The 24691-nt window shown below is 60.9% G+C and carries 18 protein-coding genes; 11 read left to right on the top strand and 7 right to left on the bottom strand.

The annotated features are described in order from the left end of the window. Positions 1-168: 168 nt before the first annotated feature. On the bottom strand, positions 169-2382 hold the full coding sequence (locus HMPREF9463_RS04325; RefSeq protein WP_035137438.1) for a transglycosylase domain-containing protein: 2214 nt from the start codon (positions 2380-2382) through the stop codon (positions 169-171). Between the two features lie 162 nt (positions 2383-2544). Between HMPREF9463_RS04325 and HMPREF9463_RS10415 the strand changes: the two genes are divergently transcribed. The 4 genes from HMPREF9463_RS10415 (at position 2545) to HMPREF9463_RS04305 (ending at position 8963) form a co-directional block, all read left to right on the top strand. Further along, positions 2545-4503 (top strand): U32 family peptidase, encoded by a 1959-nt coding sequence (locus HMPREF9463_RS10415; protein ID WP_198019923.1) that lies wholly within the window; start codon positions 2545-2547, stop codon positions 4501-4503. Positions 4504-4599: 96 nt separating this feature from the next. Continuing rightward, positions 4600-5811 (top strand): tyrosine--tRNA ligase, encoded by a 1212-nt coding sequence (gene tyrS / locus HMPREF9463_RS04315; protein ID WP_035137437.1) that lies wholly within the window; start codon positions 4600-4602, stop codon positions 5809-5811. A gap of 357 nt (positions 5812-6168) precedes the next feature. Continuing rightward, entirely contained in the window at positions 6169-7989 is a 1821-nt protein-coding gene (locus tag HMPREF9463_RS04310; protein WP_035137436.1) for an adenine deaminase, read from the top strand. 179 nt (positions 7990-8168) lie between these two features. Continuing rightward, positions 8169-8963, top strand: a complete 795-nt coding sequence (locus HMPREF9463_RS04305; RefSeq protein WP_035137435.1) for a Cof-type HAD-IIB family hydrolase — start codon at positions 8169-8171, stop codon at positions 8961-8963. 77 nt (positions 8964-9040) lie between these two features. Here the strand turns inward: HMPREF9463_RS04305 and HMPREF9463_RS04300 are convergent, their stop codons facing one another. From HMPREF9463_RS04300 to HMPREF9463_RS10895, 6 genes are all read right to left on the bottom strand, one after another. After that, entirely contained in the window at positions 9041-9883 is an 843-nt protein-coding gene (locus HMPREF9463_RS04300; RefSeq protein WP_035137434.1) for a Cof-type HAD-IIB family hydrolase, read from the bottom strand. A gap of 87 nt (positions 9884-9970) precedes the next feature. Next, positions 9971-11389: a citrate synthase gene (locus HMPREF9463_RS04295; protein ID WP_052044073.1), complete on the bottom strand. Its 1419-nt coding sequence runs from the start codon at positions 11387-11389 to the stop codon at positions 9971-9973. Between the two features lie 77 nt (positions 11390-11466). Then, complete coding sequence (locus HMPREF9463_RS04290; RefSeq protein ID WP_006235289.1) at positions 11467-11754, bottom strand: ACT domain-containing protein; 288 nt, start codon at positions 11752-11754, stop codon at positions 11467-11469. Positions 11755-12150: 396 nt separating this feature from the next. Then, entirely contained in the window at positions 12151-12858 is a 708-nt protein-coding gene (locus HMPREF9463_RS04285; protein ID WP_255360342.1) for a site-specific integrase, read from the bottom strand. Positions 12859-12876: 18 nt separating this feature from the next. Further along, positions 12877-13128, bottom strand: a complete 252-nt coding sequence (locus HMPREF9463_RS04280) for a helix-turn-helix domain-containing protein (RefSeq protein ID WP_006235292.1) — start codon at positions 13126-13128, stop codon at positions 12877-12879. 9 nt (positions 13129-13137) lie between these two features. Beyond that, positions 13138-13650 (bottom strand): DUF2975 domain-containing protein, encoded by a 513-nt coding sequence (locus HMPREF9463_RS10895; protein WP_006235293.1) that lies wholly within the window; start codon positions 13648-13650, stop codon positions 13138-13140. A 552-nt stretch (positions 13651-14202) separates the two neighbouring features. Between HMPREF9463_RS10895 and HMPREF9463_RS04260 the strand changes: the two genes are divergently transcribed. From HMPREF9463_RS04260 to prfB, 7 genes are all read left to right on the top strand, one after another. Beyond that, positions 14203-16425 (top strand): hypothetical protein, encoded by a 2223-nt coding sequence (locus HMPREF9463_RS04260; protein ID WP_035137425.1) that lies wholly within the window; start codon positions 14203-14205, stop codon positions 16423-16425. A gap of 5 nt (positions 16426-16430) precedes the next feature. Beyond that, entirely contained in the window at positions 16431-17171 is a 741-nt protein-coding gene (locus tag HMPREF9463_RS04255; protein WP_117769450.1) for an ABC transporter ATP-binding protein, read from the top strand. Between the two features lie 279 nt (positions 17172-17450). After that, positions 17451-19139, top strand: a complete 1689-nt coding sequence (locus tag HMPREF9463_RS04250) for an ATP-binding cassette domain-containing protein (protein ID WP_198019922.1) — start codon at positions 17451-17453, stop codon at positions 19137-19139. 1 nt (position 19140) lies between these two features. After that, on the top strand, positions 19141-19485 hold the full coding sequence (locus tag HMPREF9463_RS04245; protein WP_006235302.1) for a hypothetical protein: 345 nt from the start codon (positions 19141-19143) through the stop codon (positions 19483-19485). 367 nt (positions 19486-19852) lie between these two features. Continuing rightward, positions 19853-20278, top strand: coding sequence for a 50S ribosomal protein L31 (rpmE, locus tag HMPREF9463_RS04240; RefSeq protein ID WP_035137422.1), 426 nt, complete (start codon positions 19853-19855; stop codon positions 20276-20278). A gap of 342 nt (positions 20279-20620) precedes the next feature. After that, the gene (secA, locus tag HMPREF9463_RS04235; RefSeq protein WP_035137420.1) at positions 20621-23428 is read left to right on the top strand and encodes a preprotein translocase subunit SecA; all 2808 of its coding nucleotides are present in this window, start codon (positions 20621-20623) and stop codon (positions 23426-23428) included. After that, positions 23428-24576: a peptide chain release factor 2 gene (gene prfB / locus HMPREF9463_RS04230; protein WP_035137418.1), complete on the top strand. Its 1149-nt coding sequence runs from the start codon at positions 23428-23430 to the stop codon at positions 24574-24576. The genes secA and prfB overlap by 1 nt, the downstream gene beginning before the upstream one ends. The last annotated feature ends 115 nt before the right edge of the window (positions 24577-24691 follow it).

Raw genomic sequence — 24691 nt, 5'->3', positions numbered from 1 at the left:
ACCGTGCGCGCTGACATGGTGGCTTGTAAGGGGGTATCGACGTTGGTCGGTACCCCCTATATTGTTTGCCGGTATAAAGACCGTCCACCAGGTCGCTTTAAACTAAAAGGCCCCCGAGCAGTTTAATAAGCTGCTCGGGGGCCTTGTTGCTAATGGCCGGATGAATTTCTAGCCAACAGTATCGTCAGGCGTGGGCGAGGGGTCGGGAGTGGGCGTAGGCGTGGGCGTAGGCGTGCCGCCATCGCCGCCGGTCGAACCACCAGTGGAGCCGCCCGTCGAGCCACCGGTCGTTCCGGTGCCGCCGGTGGTGTCGCCGCCCGTGGTCTCGGTGGTCGTGGTCTCGGTGGTCGTGGTCGTCGTGGTGGTCGTTGTGGTGGTTTCCTCTTCGTCCTCGTTCTCGTCCTTGTCGTCGTTCTCCGTCTTCTTGGTGTTGTTGGTGCCGTAGAACTTCCAGACGCTGTTGTTCTTGTAGGTGGGCGCCGTTCCGGTCGCAAACTCCTCGCGCTCGGTACCGGTCAGAACGGTGTTCATAAACCGCTTAAAGACAGGCAGGTTGGTGCTGTCGCCCAGCAGGTCCGTGCCGTATTTTTGGATGGGGATCTCACCTGCGGAATAGCCGGTCCACAGGGCGCACGCCAGCTGCGGGGTATAGCCGCAGAACCACAGGTTGGTGGTGTTGTCGGTGGTGCCCGTTTTGCCGGCATAGGGCTGGTTGACGCTCAGGGCGCCAGCAGCACCTGTACCGCCGCCCTGCATGACGCCGGACAGAACATCGGTGACCGCGGCGGCCTCGCCCTCGGTAAGCACCTGTGAGGGATTGTCCGTGTGCTGGTACAGCACCGAACCGGTACGAGAGTCAATCTCGGTGATGGCGATCGGCTGACGATAGTAGCCGCCGTTGGCAAACGTCGCGTAGGCGGCGGCCATCTCGAGCGGCGAGATCGAGCCAGTGCCGAGGGTCATGACGGGAACGTCCTCGATGTTGTCCTTGGCGGGATCGATGCCGAGCTTTTTGACGAGCGAGATGATCTTGCTGTTGCCGACGGCTTCCGCCACCTGGATGTAGCCGGTGTTGGAGGAGTATGCCGTCGCCTGCTTAAGCGTGATGTTGCCATAGCTATGGTTGGCGTAGTTTTGGACCTCGGTCGTGGTGCCCTTGGCCTTGAGCGGCGAGTTGCAGTTGAGGGTGACGTTGGGGTTCATGCCGTTTTGGATGGCAGTTGCCAGCGTAAAGGCCTTAAAGGTGGAGCCGACGGGGCGCTTCGCCGTAGCGTGGTTCACATGGTTCTCGTCGGCGTTGTAGTCGTAGCCGCCCACCATGCACTTGATGTAGCCAGTCTTGGGGTCGACGACGACCATGCCCATGTCCAGGCCGTCGAGCGAGAGCGTGTCGAGCTGCTCGCGGACGGCATTCTCTGCCACCTGCTGCATCGTGGGGTCGATGGTGGTCTTGACGGTCAAGCCGCCCTTAAAGAGCACGTCGGTCGAGAACTCCTGCTCCAGCAGCTGCTTAACATAGGCGACAAAGTAGGGCTGCGAGTATACGTCGACGCCGCTGCCCGAGATTTCGGTCACGTTGAGGGTGATGGGCTCGGCCTGTGCGGCATCGTGCTCCTCCTGCGTGATGTGGCCCAGGCGCAGCATGTTGTCGAGGACCTTGTTGCGACGGGACAGCGCTAGGTCGGGGTTGACCGTGGGGTCGTACTGCGAGGGCGAGTTGGGAAGGCCGATGAGCAGCGCCGCCTCGCTCAGGGTGAGGTCTGCGGCGCTCTTGGACAGGTAGGTCTCGGCGGCGGCCTCAATACCGTAGGCGCCGTGACCGTAATAGATGGTGTTGAGGTACATCATGAGGATCTCGTCTTTGGAGTACATGTCCTCCATCTTGACGGCGATGTAGGCCTCGCGCACCTTACGCTCGATGGTCGAGTCGAACTGCTCCTCCTGCAGGATGGTGTTGCGCACCAGCTGCTGGGTGATAGTCGAGGCGCCTTCGTGCCCGCCGCCGAGGGTTGCCACCGCAGCACGCGCGATACCCCACAGGTCGATACCGCCGTGCTCGTAGAAGCGCTCGTCCTCGACGTCAACGGTGCCCTGCAGCACGTAGGGGGAGACCTCGTCCTTGGTGATGGACTTGCGGTTTTGCGTGTAGAAGCTCGCGATCTTGTTGCCGTTGCAGTCGACGATCTCGGTGGGCTCGCTCACCAGATACGCGTTGGCGTCGGTGTAGTCGGGCAGATCAGACAGCCAGCGGTTGACGTTGCCGACCATGCCGATGCCAAACGCCACGCCCGCAATCAGCAGAAAGCCCAAAAACGAGAGCAGGATTATGGGCAGGGCATGCGTCTTTGAACGGCTGCGTCCCTGTCGTTGGCGAGGACCCATATATTGACCTCCAGGTATGTCGTGCCGGACGGTGGATGTGCCGTCGAGGCAGGATGGACATAAGTTATTACACGATAAACCAAACGGGGCGCGCGAGGCCTCGTGTATGCTGGAAGACGGCATTTTTCAGAGTGAATGCATACCTTGGTAAGGAGTTTGCCGATGGCGATTCGGGCGATGGGGCCGAGCGGACAATACGAGACTGGATTGGATGCTGCCGGTGCGGCGCTGCCCGAGCTGCTGGCGCCGGCGGGCGGGCTCGACCAGATGCTTGCGGCCATCGCCGCGGGCGCCGATGCCATCTACGCGGGGTTGGGCGGCTTTAACGCCCGCGTGAGCGCGCATGGCTTTACGGATGACGAGTTTGCGCGCGGCTGCGCCGTGGCGCATGCCCATGGCGTGCGCGTGTACGTGACGCTCAACGTGTTCGTGTTTGACGATGAGCTGTCCGATGCGGTGGCGCTGGGAGCTCATGCACTGGAGCTGGGCGCCGATGCTCTGATTGTGGCCGATGCCGGGTTGGCCTGCGCGCTGAGCGCGGCGATTCCCGGGGTCGAGATTCACCTGTCCACGCAGGCGGGCGTTCATAGCGAAGGCGCCGTGCGGCTTGCCGCCGATGAGCTGGGGGTCGAGCGCGTGACGACGGCGCGCGAGCTGACGGTCGACGAGATTGCGGCGCTATGTGCCACGGGCGTGCCCATCGAGGTATTCTGCCACGGTGCGATTTGCATCGGTTATTCGGGGGCGTGCGAGTTCTCGGCCCTGCGGCGTGGACGCTCGGCGATGCGCGGCGACTGCACGCAGCCGTGCCGTCTGGCGTACGACCTGGTGGACGAGGCGGGGCAGAGCGTTGTCGCCGTCGAGGGAGATCGCCTGCTGTGCCCGCGTGACTATCTGGGTATTGCGCATCTGCCCGAGCTTGTAGATGCCGGCGTGGCGTCGCTCAAGATCGAGGGGCGCATGAAGAACCCCGATTACGTATTCAACGTGGTGCGGGTGTGGCGCCGGGCACTCGATATGCTGCGCGACGGCGCGTGGGACCCCGGTGCCGTGGAAGAGCTTGAACGCGAGCTGGGAAGGTCGTTTAACCGTGGGTTTACCGATGCGTACCTGCGAGGGCGTTCGGGTGCCGAGCTGATGAGCTTTGAGCGCGCAATTAACCAGGGCGTGCGCGTGGGGCGTTTGGTCGCTGTGGGCCACGAAGAGGTGACCGTTGAGCTCGACGCCGCCGTGCCGGCGGGTGACACGCTCGAGATTCGGTTCTATCCGGGTGTCGACGCGCGTCCCGATGTGCCCAAGCGCTGGCCGCAGGTGCCCTGCCCGGTGGATGCCGCAGCGGGGAAGCGCGTCGTCGTGCATTGCAAGCGTAAGGTGGACGCGGGCTGCGAGGTGTACCTGATTCGCAGCGCCGGCGTGTTGGATCAGACGGCGGCGGTGTTGGGGCGCATGCGGGCCGAGGCGGATGCGATTGCGCCCGTTGCGCGTGCCGTTGAGGTGCTGCCCTTTGAGGGCGTTGCGGTGGATGGCGGTGCGTCGACGGAGTTGGTGGAGTGCGCGGTTCCCACTCGCATGGTTTTTGCTTGGCAGCTGATGGATGCCGACCCGCGTGGAGAACTCGATTTGTCCGACGCCGTTGTGGTGCTTGACGAGGTGTGCCGCACGGGTGACGCTGACCGGACCCGCTCACTGATGCAGCGTGCCGGGCGCGTCGTCTGCCGCAACCTGGGGCAGGTGGTGATCGCTCGCGAGCTGGGCGTGACGTTTGACGTGGCGGCGCCGGTGTTCTGCGCGAATCGGGCCACGCTTACCTGGCTACGCGGACTCGGTGCGGGGCGGGTGTACTTGCCGGCCGAGTTGCTCGGCAATGATGCGGAGCGTATTGCCGAACTGGCTGCTGAACCCGGCGTCTTGGGTCCGGTCGACGCCGACCGTCCCGAGCTTATGGTGTGCGAGCACTGCCTGCTGACCGCCGAGGGCGTCTGCGCCACCGATGCGACGGGACAGGTCCGTTGCCGCGACTGCTTGCGTCGTCGGCAAACACGATATTTGGTCGAGCGCGACGGCACGCGCCTGCCAGTTGCCATTGACGCATGCGGCAGGACGAGGATTTTCCTGTCGTAGGTGCCGCGTCTCGTCAGTTTGTTATCATAAGAGAGTTTATGGACTTCCAGCACCGCCGTTTTCGGCGAGGGTGCTATAGCAAAAGGAGGATACCCAATGCTGTCTGTTGACGAGCAAATGCGTATCATCACCTCGGGCGCCGCGCAGATCGTCCCCGAGGCCGACCTTCGCAAGAAGCTTGAGAAGGGCGAGCCCCTCAACATCAAGCTCGGCGTCGACCCCACCAGCCCCGACCTGCACCTGGGCCACGCCGTGCCCCTGCGCAAGATGCGTCAGTTCCAGGACCTGGGCCACAACGTCACCCTCATCATCGGCAACGGCACCGCGCTGATCGGCGACCCTTCGGGCAAGAATTCCACCCGTCCGCAGCTTTCGCAGGAGCAGATCGAGGCCAATGCCGAGACCTATGTGAGCCAGGCCATGAAGATCCTGGATCCCGAGAAGACCACCATCGTGCACAACGGCGACTGGATTCTTTCGATGGACCTGGCCGGCCTGCTGCAGGTATGCTCCAAGTTCACCGTCGCCCGCATCCTTGAGCGCGACGACTTTACTAAGCGCTACCAGTCTCAGACGCCGATCGCCCTGCACGAGTTCCTGTACCCCGTGATGCAGGCCTTCGACTCCGTTCAGATCAAGGCCGACGTGGAGATGGGCGGCACCGACCAGCTCTTCAACCTGCTCGCCGGCCGCGAGCTCATGGAGAAGATGGGCATGGAGCCGCAGATCGCGCTCACCATGCCGCTGCTCGAGGGCACCGATGGCGTGCGCAAGATGTCCAAGTCCTATGGCAACTACATCGGCCTGACCGACGCGCCCAAGGATATGTTCGGCAAGACTATGTCCATCCCCGATGAGATGATCGGCAAGTACTATCGTCTGGCCAGCTCGCTCACCCCGGCCGAGGTCGACAAGATCGACGCTGCTCTGGCCGACGGCTCTGCCGATCCCTACGAGCTCAAGCGCGCTCTGGGTCGCGACCTGTGCGACACCTACCACGGCGCCGGCGCCGGCGACGAGGCTCAGGCCGAGTTCGACCGCGTGTTCAAGGAGGGCCAGCTCGCCGACTTCCCCGAGAAGCACGTTGAGCTGACCGTCAACGACGAGGGCCAGATCTACCTCGCCGGCCTGCTCAAGGACTTGGGTCTTTCGGCAAGCGCCGGCCAGGCTCGTCGCGATATCGACGGCGGTGGCGTCAAGATCAACGGCAAGGCCGTGGCTCCCAAGAGCTATAACATCGATCCCAGCGCCCTCAAGCTGGGCGACACCCTCTCCGTGGGCAAGCGCAAGGGCTTCAAGTTGGTTTAGTTACGCGGTTTTACCAAACCGCGTAACGACTCGACGCTGCGCGGGCTCCAGAGCGACAACTTGTCATTCAAAGAGGACGGCATGACCAGAAGGTCTATGCCGTCCTCTTTTCATGCCAATTTGTTCGCTCTGGAGTCCGCTCGCTGTCCGTCCTCCACCTACGGCGTTGTCCTGGTTGGCGCTTAGGGACGTTTCTTTTTGGTGTAAAGCAACCTGTCCCCATTGCGCCATGCGGCGTGTGCCGTTAAGCGGAGAGGCGTATTGTTGACCCATCGTTTGGGCATACAATGGCTATTAGCTTGCTGCGGTGAAGGCCTGTCCGCTCCGCAGCTGTTTTCTACGGTTAAAGGAGTATGTATGTCCGTTGAGGTCATGAGGTCTGTGATCGAGGCCGCCGAGGGCCGCGTGCCCGTCGACACGCTGTTTGCCAATGCGCAGATTGTCGACGTGTATGGCCAGCGTGTGGCGCCCGGTAGCGTTGCCGTCAAGGACGGTGTGATCGTCGGCGTGCTCTACATCGGTCGCGACGATGCCTCCGGTACCTACGAGGCTGCCGAGGTTATCGACTGCCAGGGTCGCTATCTCGCTCCCGGTTTTATTGACGGTCATCTGCATATCGAGTCTTCGAACATCCGTCCCGCCGAGTATGCTCGCATGGCCGCGACGCGCGGTACTACCACCGCCATTGCCGACAGCCACGAGATTGCCAATGTTGCCGGTCTCGACGGCTTGCGCTTTATGATTGAGGACGGCCGCCGCGCACCCATCTCCATCAAATACATGATGCCTTCGTGCGTGCCCGCGCTGCCCGACGAGCAGGCCGGTGCCGTTATTTCGGCTGCCGATATGCAGGCGTTTTTTGCCGAGCATCCAGGCGATGTCTTTGGTCTGGGCGAAATGATGAACCTGCCGGGCGTCTTTATGGCCGACCCCGAGACCTGCGCTCGCATCGATGCTGCCAACCAGACGCCGTCCAAGCAGGTTGACGGCCACGCGCCGCTCGTTGCCGGTAAGGACCTCAACGCCTATGCCGCAGCAGGTATTATCGCCGACCACGAGTCGACGATTCCCGAGGAGGCGCTCGACAAGCTGTCTCGCGGCATGTACGTGATGCTGCGCGAAGGCACGTGCAGCCATGACCTGGCCAACCTGTCTCCGATGCTGCTGGAGAATCCTGCCCGTGCCCGCCGCTGCTGCTTTGCGACCGACGACCGCGCTCCCTCCGATGCGCTTTCGACCGGTATGATTGACAATGCCTGCCGCGTGGCTATCGAGGCCGGTATTGACCCCGTGGTTGCCATCTCTATGGCGTCCCTGTCCACGGCCGAGGCATTTGGCCTGGACCACGGCTGCCGCGACCCGCACGAGCTCCGCGGCGCAATCGCCCCGGGCAAGCGCGCCGACCTGCTGTTGCTCGATGACCTGACGTTTGTCAAGGCTCCGCATCGTGTTTATGCCGCCGGTGCCCTGGTGGCGCAGGATGGCACCTTTGTGGGCGAGATTGCACCCGAGATGGCCGAGGTTGCGGCCCTTGCCGATGAGCTGCGTGCTTCCGTTAAGCTGCCGAAGCTATCGCTCGACGTGTTCGACTATGCCTTTAAGCCGGGCGAGGCCGTGATCGACGTGGTGCCGGGTAAGGCCATCACGGGTATGGCTCGCCCCGAGAGCGCCGAGGACCTGCGCCGCATTATGCTGATCGAGCGCCACGGCCGCGGTGTGTCGCTGCAGGCCGAGGGCGCCGACGGTGATGGCCCTGCGGGCCTGGGTCTTGTCGGCAAGCACATCGGTCGCGGCTGGGTGCGCGGCTTCACCATCACCGGTGGCGCCATTGCCTCCACAATCGGACACGACTCGCACAACGTATGCGTGGTGGGCGACAATGCCGCCGATATGATGGCTGCTGTTGAGGCTGTGGGCCAGGGTGGTCACGTGCTGGTGCGCAACGGCGAGGTCGTGGCGCGCATTCCGCTGGCGCTCGGCGGTCTGATGAGCGAAGGCACGGCCGAGGATGTCGCCGCGCAGCACGACGACTTTATGGTCAAGGCGCGCGCCATGGGCATCGAGCCGCCGCTCGACCCCATCATGGGCATCATCTTCCTGCCCCTGCCGGTTATCCCGACGCTCCGCATCCGCCCCGAGGGCATGTTCGACGTCACGACCTTCACCTACGCCGACTAGTCATCGGGGACACTCTTTGGCGGGCTGCCTGACGCCGCGACCGTAGGACCTCTGGCATGTGTGAGCTATTTGCTAGGTCCTTGTAACGTTTGCGCCCGCGGAGTCTTACCTGAGCTCCCTTTGGGTACGTTGGAATTGGATACACGTTCGATTCCAACAAGCCCGAAGGGAGCTTTTCCATGTTTAAACTGATTGCATCCGATATGGACGGCACACTGCTTGACGAAAACGGCCAGGTACCTCCCGAGACCTACGAACTGATTCTGGCGCTACACGAGCATGGCGTGCATTTCGCCGCATCGTCAGGTCGCCGCTACGATCGCCTGTGCGAGTTCTTTGCGCCCGTTCGCGACAAGATGGACTTTGTCGCCGCTAACGGTGCCCAGGTCTACGCCGACGGCAAAATGGTAGACCGTGAGGTGTATTCGCACCTGGCGATTCGAAAGCTCGCCCAAGCAGTCGCGACGTTTCCCAATCTGCATCTTGCGCTTTTTGACCGAACCAAGTCCTTCCTGCTCGATGACGAGTGCAAGTTCGTGCGTGAGGTCGATAAGGACCTTCCCAATGCCGAGCGTATTTGGGAGCTGCCCGATCCCAGCGTAAATATCATCAAGGCGAGTATCTTTTGCGATGACGGTGTCGTTATGGACAGCGCCTACGTGCTACAGCGCGAACTTGGTCAGCTCTTTACTTTTGCGCCTTCGGGCAACGCGTGGATCGATGCCATGCAGCCCGGTGTGTCGAAGGCCTCGGGCATCGCGCAGCTCGCGGAACACTACGGCATTGGACGCGACGAGGTCATGGCGTTTGGCGACTCGATGAACGACTACGAGATCATTCGCTTTGTCGGCACGGGCTGCGCAATGGAAAACGCGCGCCCCGCGCTCAAAGCGGTTGCCGATCGCGTCGTAGGCTGCAACCGCGACCACGCCGTTCAGCAGGAGCTCCGTCGCGTGATGGAGAGTCTCGCTTAATCCGGCAGATGGGGACAGTCCTTGCGGCGCCCCGCGAAGAGTGTCCCCAAATTAGCTACCCTGCCGGGTTGCTGCTGCTAGGCGAGGCCGGCCATGATGGTCCGGGCGACGCCGTCGTGGTCGTTGTCGTATTCGGTGATGGCGTCGGCGGCCTCGCGGTCCTCGGGTTCGCCGTTGATCATGGCCATGCCGTGGCCCGCTGCCTGCAGCATGGGGATGTCGTTGATGTTGTCGCCGAACGCCCAAGCGTCGGCGAGACGCTCGCCCAGGTGCTCGCATAGCCACGTGAGGGCCGTTCCCTTGGTGGCGCCCTCGCCCATGACCTCGATATTCATGGCGTACGAACGCGTGACCTCAATGCCTCCGAGCGTGTCGAGCTCCAACGCGATGGCGTCGCGATCGGCCGGGTCGTGCCAGTACATGGCGATGCGTTCGAGCGTCTCGACCTCGTCGATCTTGCTGTCGATATCCATGTCGATCGGTGTTCGTGTGCGCTTGAGCGAAGCCGCGATGTGGGGGTCGCCGCCGCAGAATTCGTCCAGGCGCGTGTAGAGCGAGCGGGGGAGGAAGCACTGGCCGTCGGCGAAGATATCGAAGGTCACATCGTGGCCGGCGGCGATGCGATGGATGCGATGGGCGATGCCACGGTCGAGCGGTCGGCTCAAGATACGTGTGGCGCGTGAGGCATCGGTAGGCACATCTTCGTCGAGCTGCCAGACGCTGGCGCCATTGGCGCAGACGGCATAGTGCACGGCGGGATGGGCGAGGATGGGCTCAAAGATGCCCGACAGCGGACGTCCCGTGCAGGGCACAAATTCAATTCCGCGTCGAGCGAGCTCGTCGAGCATCGCCCAGGTGGCATCGCTCATCTGCTTATCGCTCGTCAACAGCGTTCCGTCCATATCGGAAAAAACAATCATTTGATGCAGCCCTTTCTGCTGGTATAAAAAGCGTGGCCGAGGGCGGTGATGCTCTGGCCACGCTCGAGTTCTATAACGGTCCGCGTCCTAGCGGTCGGCGAGCGGCTTGTACTCCAGCGGCTCGATCACCGGACGATAGGCCGGGCGAATAATACGGTGCGCGCAGAAGAGCTCTTCCATGCGGTGTGCCGACCAGCCGGCCATGCGGGCGACGGCGAACAACGGCGTAAAGAGCGTCTCGGGCACGCCGAGCATCTTGTAGATAAAGCCCGTGTACAGGTCGATGTTGGCGCAGATGGGCTTGGTCATGCCGTGGTCGCGCATCACCTGCGGTGCCAGGCGCTCGATGCGCTCGATCAGAGCGAATTCCTCGCCCAGATCTTTCTTGGCAGCGAGCGAACGTGCGTAGTGGCGGCAGACCTCGGCGCGCGGGTCGCTCAGGGTGTAGACGGCGTGGCCCATACCGTAGATGAGACCCGTGCCGTCGAAGGCCTGCTTGTCGAGAATCTTGCCCAGGTAGGCCGCAACCTCGTCCTCGTCCTCCCAATTGGAGACATGCGCACGGATGTCCTCGTGCATAGACACGACCTTGGCATTGGCACCGCCGTGGCGCGGGCCCTTGAGCGAGCCGATAGCCGCGGCGTAGGCGGAATACGGGTCGGTGGCCGAAGACGACAGCACGCGGCAAGCGAAGGTGGAGTTGTTGCCGCCGCCGTGCTCGGCATGCAGCATGAGCATAACGTCGAGCAGCATCGCCTCATCGCGGGTGAATGCCATGCCGCCGCGCAGGACCTGTAGGATGGTCTCGGCGGTGGAGAGACCGGGCGTAGGGTGCGGCACGTGAACCTCGGAGCCGCGAAGCTTGGCGACCGAGGCCATGTGTGCGAAGGTGGCAATGCGCGGGAGACGTGCGAGCATGGAAATGGCGACGTCGATTTCGTGCTCGGGCGTGATCACGTCTGGTTCGGCATCGAAGGCGTAGAGCAGCAGCACGGCGCGCTGGAGCACGTTCATGATGCTCGACGACACCGTGGTCATGGGGAACTCTTTGACGTACTCGTCGCTCAGATGTCTAAAGGCACCTAGGCGCTCGCAGAAGCCGTCGAGCTCTTCCTTGTTGGGCAGCGAACCCGTGATAAGCAGATAGGCGACTTCCTCGTAGCCGTAGCGATTCTCGGCCTGGGCATTGTTGACCAGATCCTCGATGCTGTAGCCGCGAAGCGTGAGCTTGCCCTGATCGGGCACGACCTTTCCGTCGACCTTGTTGTAGCCGTGCACATCCGAGATGCGAGTGAGGCCCGCGACCACGCCCGAGCCGTCGGCATTGCGCAGGCCGCGCTTGACATTGTGCTCGACAAACAGGCCCTCGTCATAAGGGTCGGTCGGCAGGCCGTGGTAGAGGCTTTCGCTCTCGGGCGAAATCTGGCGGCTTGCTTCGTAATCCAGAACCAGGCGGCTCAAGTGGTCATCGAAGCGGTAATAGATTTTCTTGGCGTCGTAGGCCATGCGCGCTCCTCTCCGGGCCGCATCGGGGTGACTTGCATGGGCATGCGCGCGTCAGGCTATCCCCAGCGGCTTGCTCGCTACAGGCGGTACATAAAGTTGAAGACGTCCTCGCGCTGGATGGACACGTTGACGCCCGAAAGCTCGCCGGCCTCGGCCAGCGCCTTCTGCAGCTCGGCGAAGTCGAGCTTGGACTCGGCGGTATCGGCCAGCATGGTCATGGTGAAGATGTCCTCGATAATGGACTGCGTGATGTCGCGGATGTCGACGTTGGCCTCGCCTAGGACACGGGTGACGCCGGCGACGATGCCGGGGCGGTTCTTGCCAAGGACGGTGATGACGATACGGGAGGACGAGATCTCGGCCATGGGAAACCCTTTCGCGTGATTGCGGCGCGCGCGGGGCGCTCCGCTACGGTACAGTGTTCATCATTGTACCTGTCTGGCGCAAAAAAGGCGCGCTCGCTGCGGCGTTACATGCCTGCAACATGAGCGTAAGGGGGAAGGCCGTACGGGGAAGAGCCATCTGGCGCGTGTCCGGCTCGTGTTGGGTTGATTTCCGATCTCAGCCGAACACATTGAGCGGACAGGCCGTTCCCGCAGTCAGCCGAACGCCTCCGACGGCTGATTCCGAACTGGAAGCGAAGGGCATCCCCGCCCTTCGGTAGGGGATACCGCTCCGCGGCGCATGCCGCGGGCGGCGCCCCTATCGGACCACCGTGACCTCAGTTGGGATGGGCCCAGCACTGCCGCGTACTCGGTGAGTTAGAGCCAACTGTTCGTCTTCACGTCGCGTATGGCGATATTTCGGTCGTCCGGCTCGGTGATGCCGTAGCCGAACGCCTGGAGCGTCTCGATGGACTCCTGGATCCTCTGTTGGAACATGGGACCCGGATCGACCCTCGGCCCGAGGTGCCCGCGCCAAAGGCACGGCGTGGCGCGCAGCATGTTATGGATTTTGGAGATGGGCTCGATGTCGGCGTAGACGTTGAGCGTCGCCATGGCGTCCTTGTGGCCGAGGATCGATTGGAGCGCCTTGATATCGCCGCCTTGGCGGATCCACTGCGTTGCGAACGTGTGGCGAAGGCCGTGGAACGTGATCAGCTCGTCGTTGGTGCCCATGAGGCCGTTGGTCTCCGAGAACGTCTTGAACGCCCTGCGGATATAGCTTGTCGTCGCGAAGGTCGCGCCCGGCTCCGACAGGATGTAGCAGTCCCCGATCTCGACCGCCCCGGTAAGGCCGCGCAAGCGCAGCTTTCCGCAGTCGATCTCGTGGGTCTCCTTCAGGAAGGGGAGTAGGCCGACCGGGTCGATGGGGATACCCCTGGCGTCATGGGTCTTGGTGTCCTTGATGAACGAACCCATTCCCTTCGCGTACGCCACCGAGTGTCTGATCGAGATCAGGCCCGTCTCGAAATCCACATCGCACCACCGAAGGCCGCAGACCTCGCCGATTCGCATCCCCGTGTGCAGGGCGAGTACGACCGCCCTCTAATCCTCGGCGGACCAATCGAGTCCGAACTCCTTTCGGGCATCCTCTTCGCTCATGACTTCGAGAAGGTCTCCGGGTTGGCAACGAAGGGCGAGGCATAGCTGCTCGAGTGTGTTGAAGCGAATGCCGCGAATATGCCCTTTTTTAATACGGGACAGGTTCACGGGCGTGGTTCCAATCCTTTCGGCAAGTTCGTTCGAGGAAATCTTTCGCTCGGCCATGATCTTGTCGAGGCGAACAATTACGGGCATGGCGTTTCCTTACGCAATCTCGTCGGAGTCGAGGTACAGCTCTCGGGCGTACAAGAAGAGCTGGGAAAGCATGAACAGGACGATGCCGAGAACCAGAGAGGTCCAATCGAATGATGAAGCGATCTCTTGGGCGCCGACGGCCCCCTCGCCGCCAAACATCGAAACGGAGGTTTTGAGTGAGCCGGCGTAGAGGCTGGTGGCAGCTTGAACAACGAAGAGAATGCCGAGCACCTTCAAGCATGTCGCAGACCCTTTCTTGAAGGGGTCTCCGCTCTTGATCGTCCACACGAGAACGGCGCTGAGGATGGTCGTAGCGATACCGATGACGGCAGGGACCAATGTCGAGATCGCAAGGGCTGGATACGCGGGGGAGTCTGCAATTACAGGGTTGTCGAGCACTTCGATTGCTGGCTTTAAGGAGAACGCCACTTGTGCGATGGCGGTGGCGCAAAGGGTCGCAGAGGCTATCGCACATGCGATGCGGAAGGAATGAAGCCGGGGAGTGCGATTGTCGGAACTCATAATAACCTCCGAAGAATTTAAAGAACTCAGGTTACTTTTTAACAGTTTATGTTAAATTGACTTTGCCGGCAAGTAATCACAGCATGCTGCAACCGAAACCCCTCTAGATTGGAGAGGATTATGTTCAGTACTGTTAAGTCGTGTAAGCTCTTGGTTTTCCTCGGCCTCGCTCTTTGTCTGTTGCTGCCGGGAGCCCCCGCTTTTGCGGATACCCCGATGCCTCCTTCCCAGGAGAGCAGCCAGTGTGCCCTCGTTGAGCCCCTCGGGTATACGGACGACGTCGTCGATACCTACTGGAGCTACAGCTGTCCTCGCGGCGTAAGCGGGCACAGCATCTCGATGTTCAACATCTCTTACAAGACGATCTCCTACCGAAATGGCTATCGCCGATCCGCGCATCATAGGGAATCCCGCCTCGCTGCAATGTGCTCCTGTGGTGTTCTTGGCACAACTGATAAATGGCAATTTGTCTATAGCACCTACTAGATGCGAGGAAGGGCCGAGCATTTTGTTCGGCCCCTCTGTTCCGACTGGATGAGGTTAAGGTTGGCGATGAATATGCTCAAAATCTCGAAGGCGATCTTTAGGTCGCTTCTCTCCTCCAGGTCGCTCTGTGTTGTCGTTGTTGCGTTGATGGTTCTTTGTGCTCTGCCCGTCTTCAGGAGCGCGGCTGGCATCGACGGACGGGTCGAATACCTCGAGTCGGGAATAACCCGTGTTGAGCAGGAATTGTCAGCATCCTATGCGGATGCGCTTGTGAATGCGGGGGAGGACGGTGTCTATACCTCTTCATCAAGCATGCCCGCGCTTCTGTACCCTCTTGTCGCGGGACGTCTTATCTTGGCACCGCTCTCTCCCCTACTTCCGTTTCTGCAGATATCGGATGGAGAGTACACCTATTATGACGGATCGAAGGAGTACTTGCTATGGGTCGCAACGGCCGTTGCCGTCTCGTTCCTTGCCGCGCGTCTTAACAAACGTGAAAAGCTCATCATCCAGGCACCGATGGGCGAGCTGGGTAGACTTGTTGCATCGAGCGTATGGGCGAGTGTTTTTGCAATGCTTGCCGTCCTCGCCATCAATCTTCCAGGGATAATCGCCGCGCTTGTGAAGAATGGCCCGGGCTCGCCGTTCTATCCGATAGGCTACATTCAATATGCGACTCCGGTTATCAAACCGGCTTGGCTGGTGTTCGCGCAGACGGCCATCTTGCAATTCTTGGTGGCAGCGTTCATCTCGCTTGTCGTTCACCTTGCCGTGAAGATTGCCAATAACCCTACGCTTGGAATCGTGTTCGTATGTGCCCTGATGGGGGTGACGATGGTTCCCGGGTATTACGGAAGATCCATCGCTTTACGTGAGTTCGCCCTGTTGAATCCCCTTACGTATGCGAACACTGAGTTGACCGTCGACGCCTATAGCCCGTACCCGACAACGCAGATAGTGAATCTGCCTGGACTTTGCTTCGAGCGTGGCGCGATTGCCCTCGTATGCGCAATCGGGATCGAGGTGCTGGCAATTAGCCTGCTTTGCGTTGCTGGAAAGAGCGGCTGCGCGTGCCCGATATCCCTGATTTGTCTTGAGAGAGGTTCCTTCACTGCATCGAGAACGGCAACTCGTTCGAGCGCTTGTGCCTCCGCCGTTGCATACGTAAGAACGATGGGGAAACTGCTCCTGCGTTCTCCTACCCTCGCCGTATGCGCGATTGCAATGTCGACGACGATGCTAGCCCCGGCTCTGGTCGAGATGTTTCCTGACGCTGATAACGTTTCCGCTGTTCGGTATAGGGATGGGGAGCTCCGTTCAATAGATCGGTATCTAGAGCAGAACGCTGCGAATATGGACGTCGAGGGCAAAGCGGCCCTGGAAGACATGCGGGATGCTCTTTCGGGTTTCGTGTACGCGCCTATGCCTGCGGAGGGGTTTCGAAGCCTTGCGACGTACGAGCGCGCTCGAGGTGAGCTGGGCGCGGCAGATGCGACTCTCCTGCAATCGATCGGAATCGAGCCGGAGACTCCTTCTCGTGCGGAGGCGCGCGCCCTTCTGCTTGAGTCGATCGCGAGCTTGCCGGACCCCAAGGTTTACGAGTTAAGTACGAAGATGCCCCCATTAATCCTCCTTTCGTATCTCCAGGCAGCGCTTCCCTCCTTATTTTTGCTGTTGCCCGTGGTTGTCACATCGCTCGCGTGCACCCACCTGCAGTGTCGTTCCCTTCTGGTTCTCCAGATCCCCGCAACAGCGCATGTGCGTTTTCTGACGGCTGTTGCGCTGGCTCTCCTGCTTGGCTTGGTGCTGCTTTTGGTGTCGATGGTTCCCGCTGTCGTTGTGTCCGTGATTAAGAACGGTGCGGGTGGATCGGAGTATCCCGTCGCTCTCATTCGGGCGGGAGCTTCGACAACGTCCATGGTGGGGGAGGCGGTGTTGTGCAGTATTCCGTTGCTGGTCATGGCATACGGCGTGATTTCCGTCGTCGCTGCGTTGACAGCAGCGATTAGCCGCAACCCCGTTGTCACCGGAATGGTTTGCGCGGTTCTCTTGGTGTTGGGTTCGTTGAGCGCTCATGTTGAAAGCGTGGGCATGGGCGTCGCGCTGCTGGCTCCATTCGCCTCGTTTGATCCCGCTTCCCAGGTGGGGACGATTGGGTTCCTTGGGCGAGGGACGAACGCGATGCCTTTTGGAGAGGTCGTCGGCGCATCGGGCGCTCTGCTGGTGGTCTTGGGCGCCGTATCTCCGTTGATGGTGCGCCTGAGTGTTCCAAAGATCGAAAGGGGATGATCTCGATGATTGACCTTCAAACGCTGACGATCTCTTATGGAAAGAAGGTGCTCGTAGATTCGGTGAACGCTGAGTTTGCCCCGGGTACGGTCTACGGTCTCGTCGCTCCGAACGGGCATGGAAAGACGACGTTGCTGCGTGCGATGGCAGGTTTGCCGGGTCCTCGCGTGGACGGGAGCATCGTTTTGGATGAGGTGCAGGGTACGGGTGCGAGAGAGGTCCGTTCTATGATCTTCTATGCACCTGGTGAGGGGACGCTGCTGTATCCCGGATTGCGTGCGGAAGATCACCTCAAGATGGTTTGCGATATGTGGCCGCATGCTCGCGATATCGAAGAGATAGTGGAACAAACGCAGATAGGCGAGTTCGCGAAGATGAGGATCCGCACTCTGAGCCAGGGCATGAAGCAGCAGCTTACCCTGGCGATTGCGTATGCGACGGGCGCGCGGTACCTTCTATTAGATGAGCCCATGAACGCGCTCGACCCCAGCAGGGTGGACTTGCATTCCGAGATTCTCAGGAAGCTGGCCGATTCTGGTACGTGCATCATCATGTCATCCCACATCTTGGATTCGGTCGATAGGCTGTGCGATGAGATTCTGTTTTTGAAGGATGGGAGGCTCATTAGAAGCATTCCGCAAGATGATGCTGCGCCGAAGTCTCCTGGATCCCATTTCGCAAAGCCTGCCGGACGCGCCGAGGGTGCGCTAAGCACGTATCGGCGACTCTACGAAAAGGGCGGGTAGAAATGCAAGTTAAAAATCTATGTGGCCAATGTGATACCGTTGAACCCGCATATCGATACCGCTCAGCCATTCGCCTCGCCCCCGTCGCACGTATCTTCATCCGGTCTGTTACTTTTAATCTAACAATTCTTTGAGGAACGTAGGTGCTTCTAAATGTACTGTCGACTTCTTCTCAAACTAATCCTAAGAGACAAGGCCGTATGGATTTGTACGCTCGTTCTCGCTGCAGCCTTTTCCGTCCCCATTGCGTTCAATTCACCCATCTACGGGCCCTTCTTTATGAAACAGGGCATGCAGAGCTTTGTCAACGCATTCAATACGCGCGCGCCCCAGGCCAGCGGCACAGACCTATCTCCAGAGCAGCAAAATGACGCGGAGCTTGCAAGATACGCGAACGCCGCCCTTGCCGCTCAAACCGACGCCGCCTTTCTCGATTCTGCCGAGAGCTACTACGCGCTCATGGGCGAAGGCTTCCAATCCGGGTCCATCGTGGGAGACCAAGAGACCAATGACGCAGCGCTCGCATATTGCCGTGCCCTGAGCAGCTCCGGCATCACGGATATCCCGGCCTCCGCAAACGACCTGCCATTCCTTTCCTTCCTGCCTTACGCCATTGCCACGGCGCCGTCTTTCCTTCCCTTCATCCCCTTCCTTCTCTCGTCGATACTCGTGCTCGGCGCCACAAGGCCCGGGACCCTGGCGGCAAAGGCGCCCGTGCCCAAATTCCGGCGCCTTATTCAGATCGTGTTTTCGATAATCGCCGCGGGGACCGCGATGCTCCTCGCCGGCCTCGCACCCGGGGGCATTTACGCCTTGGCCCTAAACGGCTCCGGGCAAATTGGGTACCCGATCGCCTTCTTCCATGACGGCGCGCTTACCACCACGACCGCGGGAAACGTCTTCACAGCCCTGCTTCTCGCGCTGCTTGCGGGCGGAACCTTGATATCCGTTTGCTCCGCCGTCCTATCGACCGCAACGAGGCGCGTCCTCGCGGGCCCCCTTGCCTCCGCGCTGCTTGTCGCGGCCCCGGCATTCCCGTTATTGTCCGATTCGGCACTAGGGCATAATGCCGTGCTCGGGCTCCTGCCACTGCCCGTATTCTCGCCTATCGAGGCAACGGGTTACGTAGGATGCTTCCCGACAGAATTCATTGGCTCCGGTTCAGGCAGCGCATCGATGCTTGCCGTGACCCTGGCATACGTCGCGGTCTTTTTTACGGTCGGCGCCGTTGCGACACGTTCCCCCAAACAGCCTGGACCCGCGAAAAAGCACCATGGGCTCGAGCTTCTAGACGCGAGCGTGGGATACGGAAGCACGACGATACTTTCAATCGGGTCGCTTTTCCTGAGCCCGGGAACGGCGGCGGGCCTCGTTGCCCCCAACGGCTCGGGGAAAACCACCCTTCTTGAAGCGCTGTCGGGCCAATTTCCCACCCGCATCCGCTCGGGAAGCCTGGCGGCAGACGGAATCAGCCAACGTCGATCAGCCGAATTTGCAGAACTCGTCTACCTGAGCTCTTCGGGCAGCGCGGATCTCTATCCCACGCTATCGGCCATCGAGCACCTTGCTTTCGTTAGGGAGGCGTGGAAATCGGCCACCGACATCGACTCGCTCTGCAGCTCCCTCGGAATCTCCCCATATCTCGACAAGCCGACCCGTAAACTCTCGACAGGAATGAAGCAGCAGGTAAAGCTTGCCATGGCGATATCGACCGATTGCCCGTACCTCATCCTCGATGAACCGCTGAACGGCCTCGATCCGGGAAAGCGGAAAACCTCCTGCGACGCGATGCGCAGCGAGGTGGCGCGGGGACGAAGCGTGCTCATTTCAAGCCATCTGCTCGACGACCTGGCAGACCTCACCAACTCGTTCTACTTCATCGAGGCCGGCACGCTCGTGGAAAAGATCAAGTCGTCCTCGCAGACGCTCAAGCAGGAATACCTCGATACATACGAGCGAGGTGAATGACATGAAACTATTTGAACAGCTGAAGTCCAATGCGTCGCGCATGGCTGTCTACGCCATCCTCGTGGCAACGGCTTTATGCGGAATCGCGGCACCCGTCTATGCGCTCAACGGGGAGAAAGGCGATGTCGAACCCGCGTACATGGCTTCGACGGTTAAGGACCGGTACAAAGCCTTCTCTGGAGACACGTTTTACGTAGCAGAGTACGACACGACCTACCGTCAGCTTCGCTACAACAAGGGCTACGACTATCTAGGCGCAGAGGCAATCAGCTATACGTCGGGTTGGTACCGCTCCAACTATGGACACATAACCCAGTTCAAGTGTAACTACCGTGTGTACAACTAAAGCAACCGGCCGGGACGAGGGGTGACGCAAAAGCGTCGCCCCTCGTTTTTAACCATGTCAACTGAACCTAGTTCAGTTTGGTTGATTTCCGATCTCAGCCGAACACATTGAGCGGAAAGGCCGTTCCCGCAGTCAGTCGAACGTCCCCGGGGCCCTTCTCAGGCCCCGGGGACGGCATTTTCCCAGTTGAAGGAACGGTGGAGATGTGTTTCGATGGGTCAGATTCGTGTCGTTCCGAAAAGACCGTGAACCTTTTGTGGGACACGCGGCGCCGTGGTACCATAGCCGAGTTTGTTGTCTTGGTCGGAAACCAAGACGCCTTATGCGCTGATCGGTAACCAGCGCCTGACCAATAAGGAGTCCTACCATGAAGCAGGGTATCCATCCCCAGTATGTCGAGTGCACGGTGACGTGCTCCTGCGGCAACACCTTCAAGACGCGCGCTACCGTGTCCGAGATGAAGGTTGAGCTTTGCAACGAGTGCCACCCGTTCTACACCGGCCAGCAGAAGTTCGTCGACACCGGTGGACGCGTCCAGCGCTTCGCCGACAAGTTCGGTGGCGCCGCTGCCGCCCAGCTCAAGAAGGCCGAGGAGGCCAAGGCTGCCAAGGCTGCCAAGGCTGCTGAGGCCGAGGCCGCTCGCAAGGCCGCCGCTGAGGCTAAGGCTGCCGAGAAGGCCAAGCGTGCTGCTAAGTTTGCCGAGGAGGCTGCCAAGCAGGCCGCCGAGGCTCCCGCAGAGGCTCCCGTCGAGGAGGCCGCTGCCGAGGCCGAGACCACCGAGGCTGCTGAGTAAATAGCTCGCCGAGGAATCGCTCGCATTCATGGCAAAAGGGCCGTGCATCCGTTTGGGTGCGCGGCCCTTTTCTTTTTATTGGTGCAGGCTAACCCGTTCCCATTGCACCAGATTGGTGCGAAGGGGACGGGGTGGTTTGCACCAAATGGCAGAGTGACGGCGTTTTCCCAGATAAAACCTGCCAAAATAAACCAGTCCCTTTTTGGCAGGTTGGTCGTAGTTATTACGTGGCGGTCGAGGTCGACCGTATAGGCCGCGCCTTGTTTGGCTAAAGTACATTTATCTGTGTTTAACTCGCCCAAGGCTGCATGGCGTGGGCGATGGCCAAAAAAGGAAAACCACATGGGATTCATGTCAAAGCTGCTGTCCTTTGGATCCGATAAGGACCTTAAGCGCTACTACAAGATCGTCGACCAGATCAACGGTCTTGAGCCCCAGTTTGAGAAGATGACCGAGGAGGAACTCCGCGCCCAGACCGATAGGTTCCGCGAGCGTTACGCCAACGGCGAGTCGCTCGACGACATGCTTCCCGAGGCCTTTGCCACCGTGCGCGAGGCTTCCAAGCGCATCACGGGCATGCGCCACTTTGACGTACAGCTCATCGGCGCCATGGCGCTTCATGAGGGTCATATTGCCGAGATGAAGACCGGCGAAGGTAAGACGCTCGTCTCCACCTTGGCCGGCTACCTCAACGCTATTGCCGGCAAAGGCGTGCACGTCGTTACTGTCAATGATTACCTTGCCAAGCGCGACTCCGAGTGGATGGGCCGCATCTATAAGTACCTGGGCATGACCGTCGGTCTGCTCCAGAACAACATGCCGCTCGAGCTCAAGCGCCCGGCCTACCAGGCCGACGTCACCTACGGTACCAACTCCGAGTTCGGCTTTGATTACCTGCGCGACAACATGGTTATCCGTCCCGAGCAGCGCGTGCAGCGCGGCCACAACTACGCCATCGTCGACGAGGTTGACTCCATCCTGATCGATGAGGCCAGGACGCCGCTCATTATCTCGGGCGCTGGCGCTAAGTCCGCCAGTACCTACAAGGACTTCGCGCGTGCCGTGCGTGGCCTTGAGCGCGGCGAGGACGTGTCGCACGACATGCTCACCGCCACCGAGGATGTTGAACCCACGGGCGACTACGTCATGGACGAGGCCAAGCACACCATTGCCGCCACCGAGCGCGGCCTTAAGAAAATCGAGCGCCGCCTGGGTATCGATGACATCTATGCCGATCTCTCCGGCCAGCTGGTCAACCACCTGCAGCAAGCGCTGAAGGCCCAGTACATGTTCCACCGCGATAAGCAGTACGTGGTCACCAACGGCGAAGTCAAGATCGTCGACGAGTTCACCGGCCGCATTATGGAAGGCCGCCGCTACTCCGAGGGTCTGCACCAGGCCATCGAGGCCAAAGAGGGCGTGCTCGTGCGCGAGGAGAACCAGACGCTGGCCACCATCACCCTGCAGAATTACTTCCGTCTCTATGACAAGCTCTCCGGCATGACCGGTACGGCGCTCACCGAGGACGCCGAGTTCCGCGAGATCTACAAGCTGCCCGTCGAGGTCATCCCCTCCAACAAGCCCGTGCAGCGTGTTGACCACGAGGACCTGGTTTACCGCACCATTCAGGCTAAATACAACGCCGTCGCCGACGATGTCGAGCGTCGTCACGCCAAGGGCCAGCCGGTCCTGGTGGGCACCGTCTCCATCGAAAGCTCCGAGAAGCTGTCCGCCGCCCTTACCAAGCGCGGCATCGCACACGAGGTCCTCAACGCCAAGCACCACGAGCGCGAGGCCCATATCGTGGCCCAGGCTGGTCGCTATGGCGCCGTGACCATCGCTACCAACATGGCCGGCCGTGGTACCGACATCTTGCTGGGCGGCAACCCCGACGAGCTGGTGCGCGAGCGCCTGGAGTACGAGGGCCTGACCATGGAGGACGTGACGCCCGAGCAGCTCGAGCAGTTTAACGCCGAGGCCAAGGAGACCTGCAAGGCCGAGCGCGAGCGCGTGCTTGCCGCCGGTGGCCTGACCGTTATCGGCACCGAGCGCCACGAGTCCCGCCGTATCGACAACCAGCTGCGCGGCCGCTCCGGACGTCAGGGCGATCCGGGCGAGACCCAGTTCTACCTGTCGCTCGAGGACGACCTCATGCGCCTGTTCGGCGGCGACAAGATGGACCGCGTCTCCAAGATGATGGTCACGGCCGACATGGGCGACGACATGCCCATTCAGCACAAGATCATCTCCAAGGCCGTCGAGAGCGCCCAGCACAAGGTCGAGAGCATCAACTTCTCCATGCGTAAGAGCGTCCTTGAGTACGACGACGTCATGAACAAGCAGCGCCAGGTCATCTACGCCGAGCGCAATAAGATTCTGGACGGCAAGGACCTGACCGATCACATCACCGAGGTCATGCACGATACCGTGTACCGCTGCGTGCAGGAGTTCTGCACCAAGGACAGTCACGATGGCGAGCGCGACCTGGAGGGTCTGCGCAAGTGGGTTGTGGAGCTCACCGGCCACATCGATACGCCGAAGTTCCCCGACGAGGATTATGAGGCCCTGGCTGCCGATGTCCTGGCTTACGTAGAGAAGTGCTACAACATGAAGGCCGAGCGCTTGGGCGAGGACCTGATGCGCGAGCTCAACACCCAGGTCATGCTGCGCGTCATCGATACCCGCTGGATGAACTACCTGCAGGAGATGGACTACCTCAAGACCGGCATCGGCCTGCGCGGCTTTGGCCAGCGCGACCCGCTGGTTGAGTACAAGACCGAGGCCTACGGCGCGTTCCAGATACTCGTCGATACCATGTATGAGGATTACCTGCGCACGGTTCTGCGCATCGAGATCAAGGCCGCCCCGCGCGCCGTGGAGCACAAGGAGGAGCCCGCGCTCGAGGGCGCGCGCTTCTCCGGCCCTGCCGAGGTCGATGGTGACAACGGCGACTCGGTGCTGCGCAAGCAGGCGCAGGTGCAGGCCCGCACGGCTGTCCAGGGTGGTCCGGCTGCCGTCAACAACGGTGGCAAGGTGACCACCTACCGCAAGTCCGAGAGCGACGATCCGTACGTCAACGTGGGCCGCAACGACCCGTGCCCCTGCGGTAGCGGCAAGAAGTTTAAGTACTGCCACGGCAGGAATCGTTAATGGCTGAGGCTTTAGAGGTAACGCCCGCCGAGCTGGACGCGTTTGCGGACCGGCTCGGTGAGGTCGAGTCGTATCTCCACCTGGACGAGAAGCGAACCCGCGTGTCCGAGCTCGAGGCCAAAAGTGTTGCCCCTGGCTTTTGGGATGACGCCGACGCCGCCCGTGCCACCATGGAGGAGATTGCGCGCACCAAGGAAGATATCGCTGCCGTGGACACCGCGCGCGGCGAGCTTTCCGATGCCCGCGCCGCGCTGGAGCTTGCCGAGGAGATGGGGGATGACCCCGACGCCGCCGCCCTTCGCGAGGAGGCTGCAGCCACGGCTGAACGCCTGGCCCGCGCTATCGACGAGCTCGAGCTTTCGAGCTGGTTTACCGGTGAGTTCGATCACGGCGATGCCATTGTGACCATCAAGCCCGGACAGGGTGGTCTGGAGGCCCAGGACTGGACCTTCATGCTCTTTAAGATGTACATGAAGTACTGCCAGCGTCGCGGCTGGAAGGTCACTATCAACGACTGTCCCGCGGCCGAGGTCATCGGCATCGACCGCGCGACCTTTACCGTCGAGGGCAAGGACGCATTTGGCATGCTGCGCGCCGAGGCCGGCGTCCACCGCTTGGTTCGCATTAGCCCCACCGACGACAAGAAGCGCCGCCAGACCACGTTTGCCGGCGTCGAGGTCATCCCCGTGCTACCCGATGATATCGACATCGAGATCAGCCCCGATGACATCCGCGTGGACGTGTACCACGCGAGCGGCCCGGGCGGTCAGGGTGTCAACACCACCGACTCCGCCGTGCGCGTGACGCATTTCCCCAGCGGCATTGTGGTTACCTGCCAAAACGAGCGCAGCCAGATCCAGAACAAGGCCGCGTGCATGCAGATCCTCAAGGCTCGCCTGTATGAGATTGAGCTCGAGAAGCGCGCCGAAGCCCTGGATGAGATTCGCGGACCCAAGACCACGATTGGTTTTGGCAACCAGATTCGCAGCTACGTGCTCTACCCGTACCAGATGGTCAAAGACCTACGCACGGGCGTGGAGACCAGCAATGTCGAGGCCGTCCTTGACGATGGCGACCTGGACCCGTTTGTTATTGGCTACCATCGCTGGGCCACCGGCAACGCCGATGCAGAAGGATCGGAGGTCTAAAACATCGGGCGGCTTCAAGCCGATGCCAAGCCCAACGGTTGGACGGGTTTGTATCCAGAATAAACCCTGCGCAGGGGTGGTTTTTGTTCGGCGAATCGTTAGAATCGAATACAAG

The sequence above is a fragment of the Collinsella sp. 4_8_47FAA genome, from assembly GCF_000763055.1.
GTDB lineage: Bacteria > Actinomycetota > Coriobacteriia > Coriobacteriales > Coriobacteriaceae > Collinsella.
The sequence above is the reverse complement of the archived record's forward strand: the minus strand, read 5'-3'. Positions and strand labels throughout refer to the sequence as shown.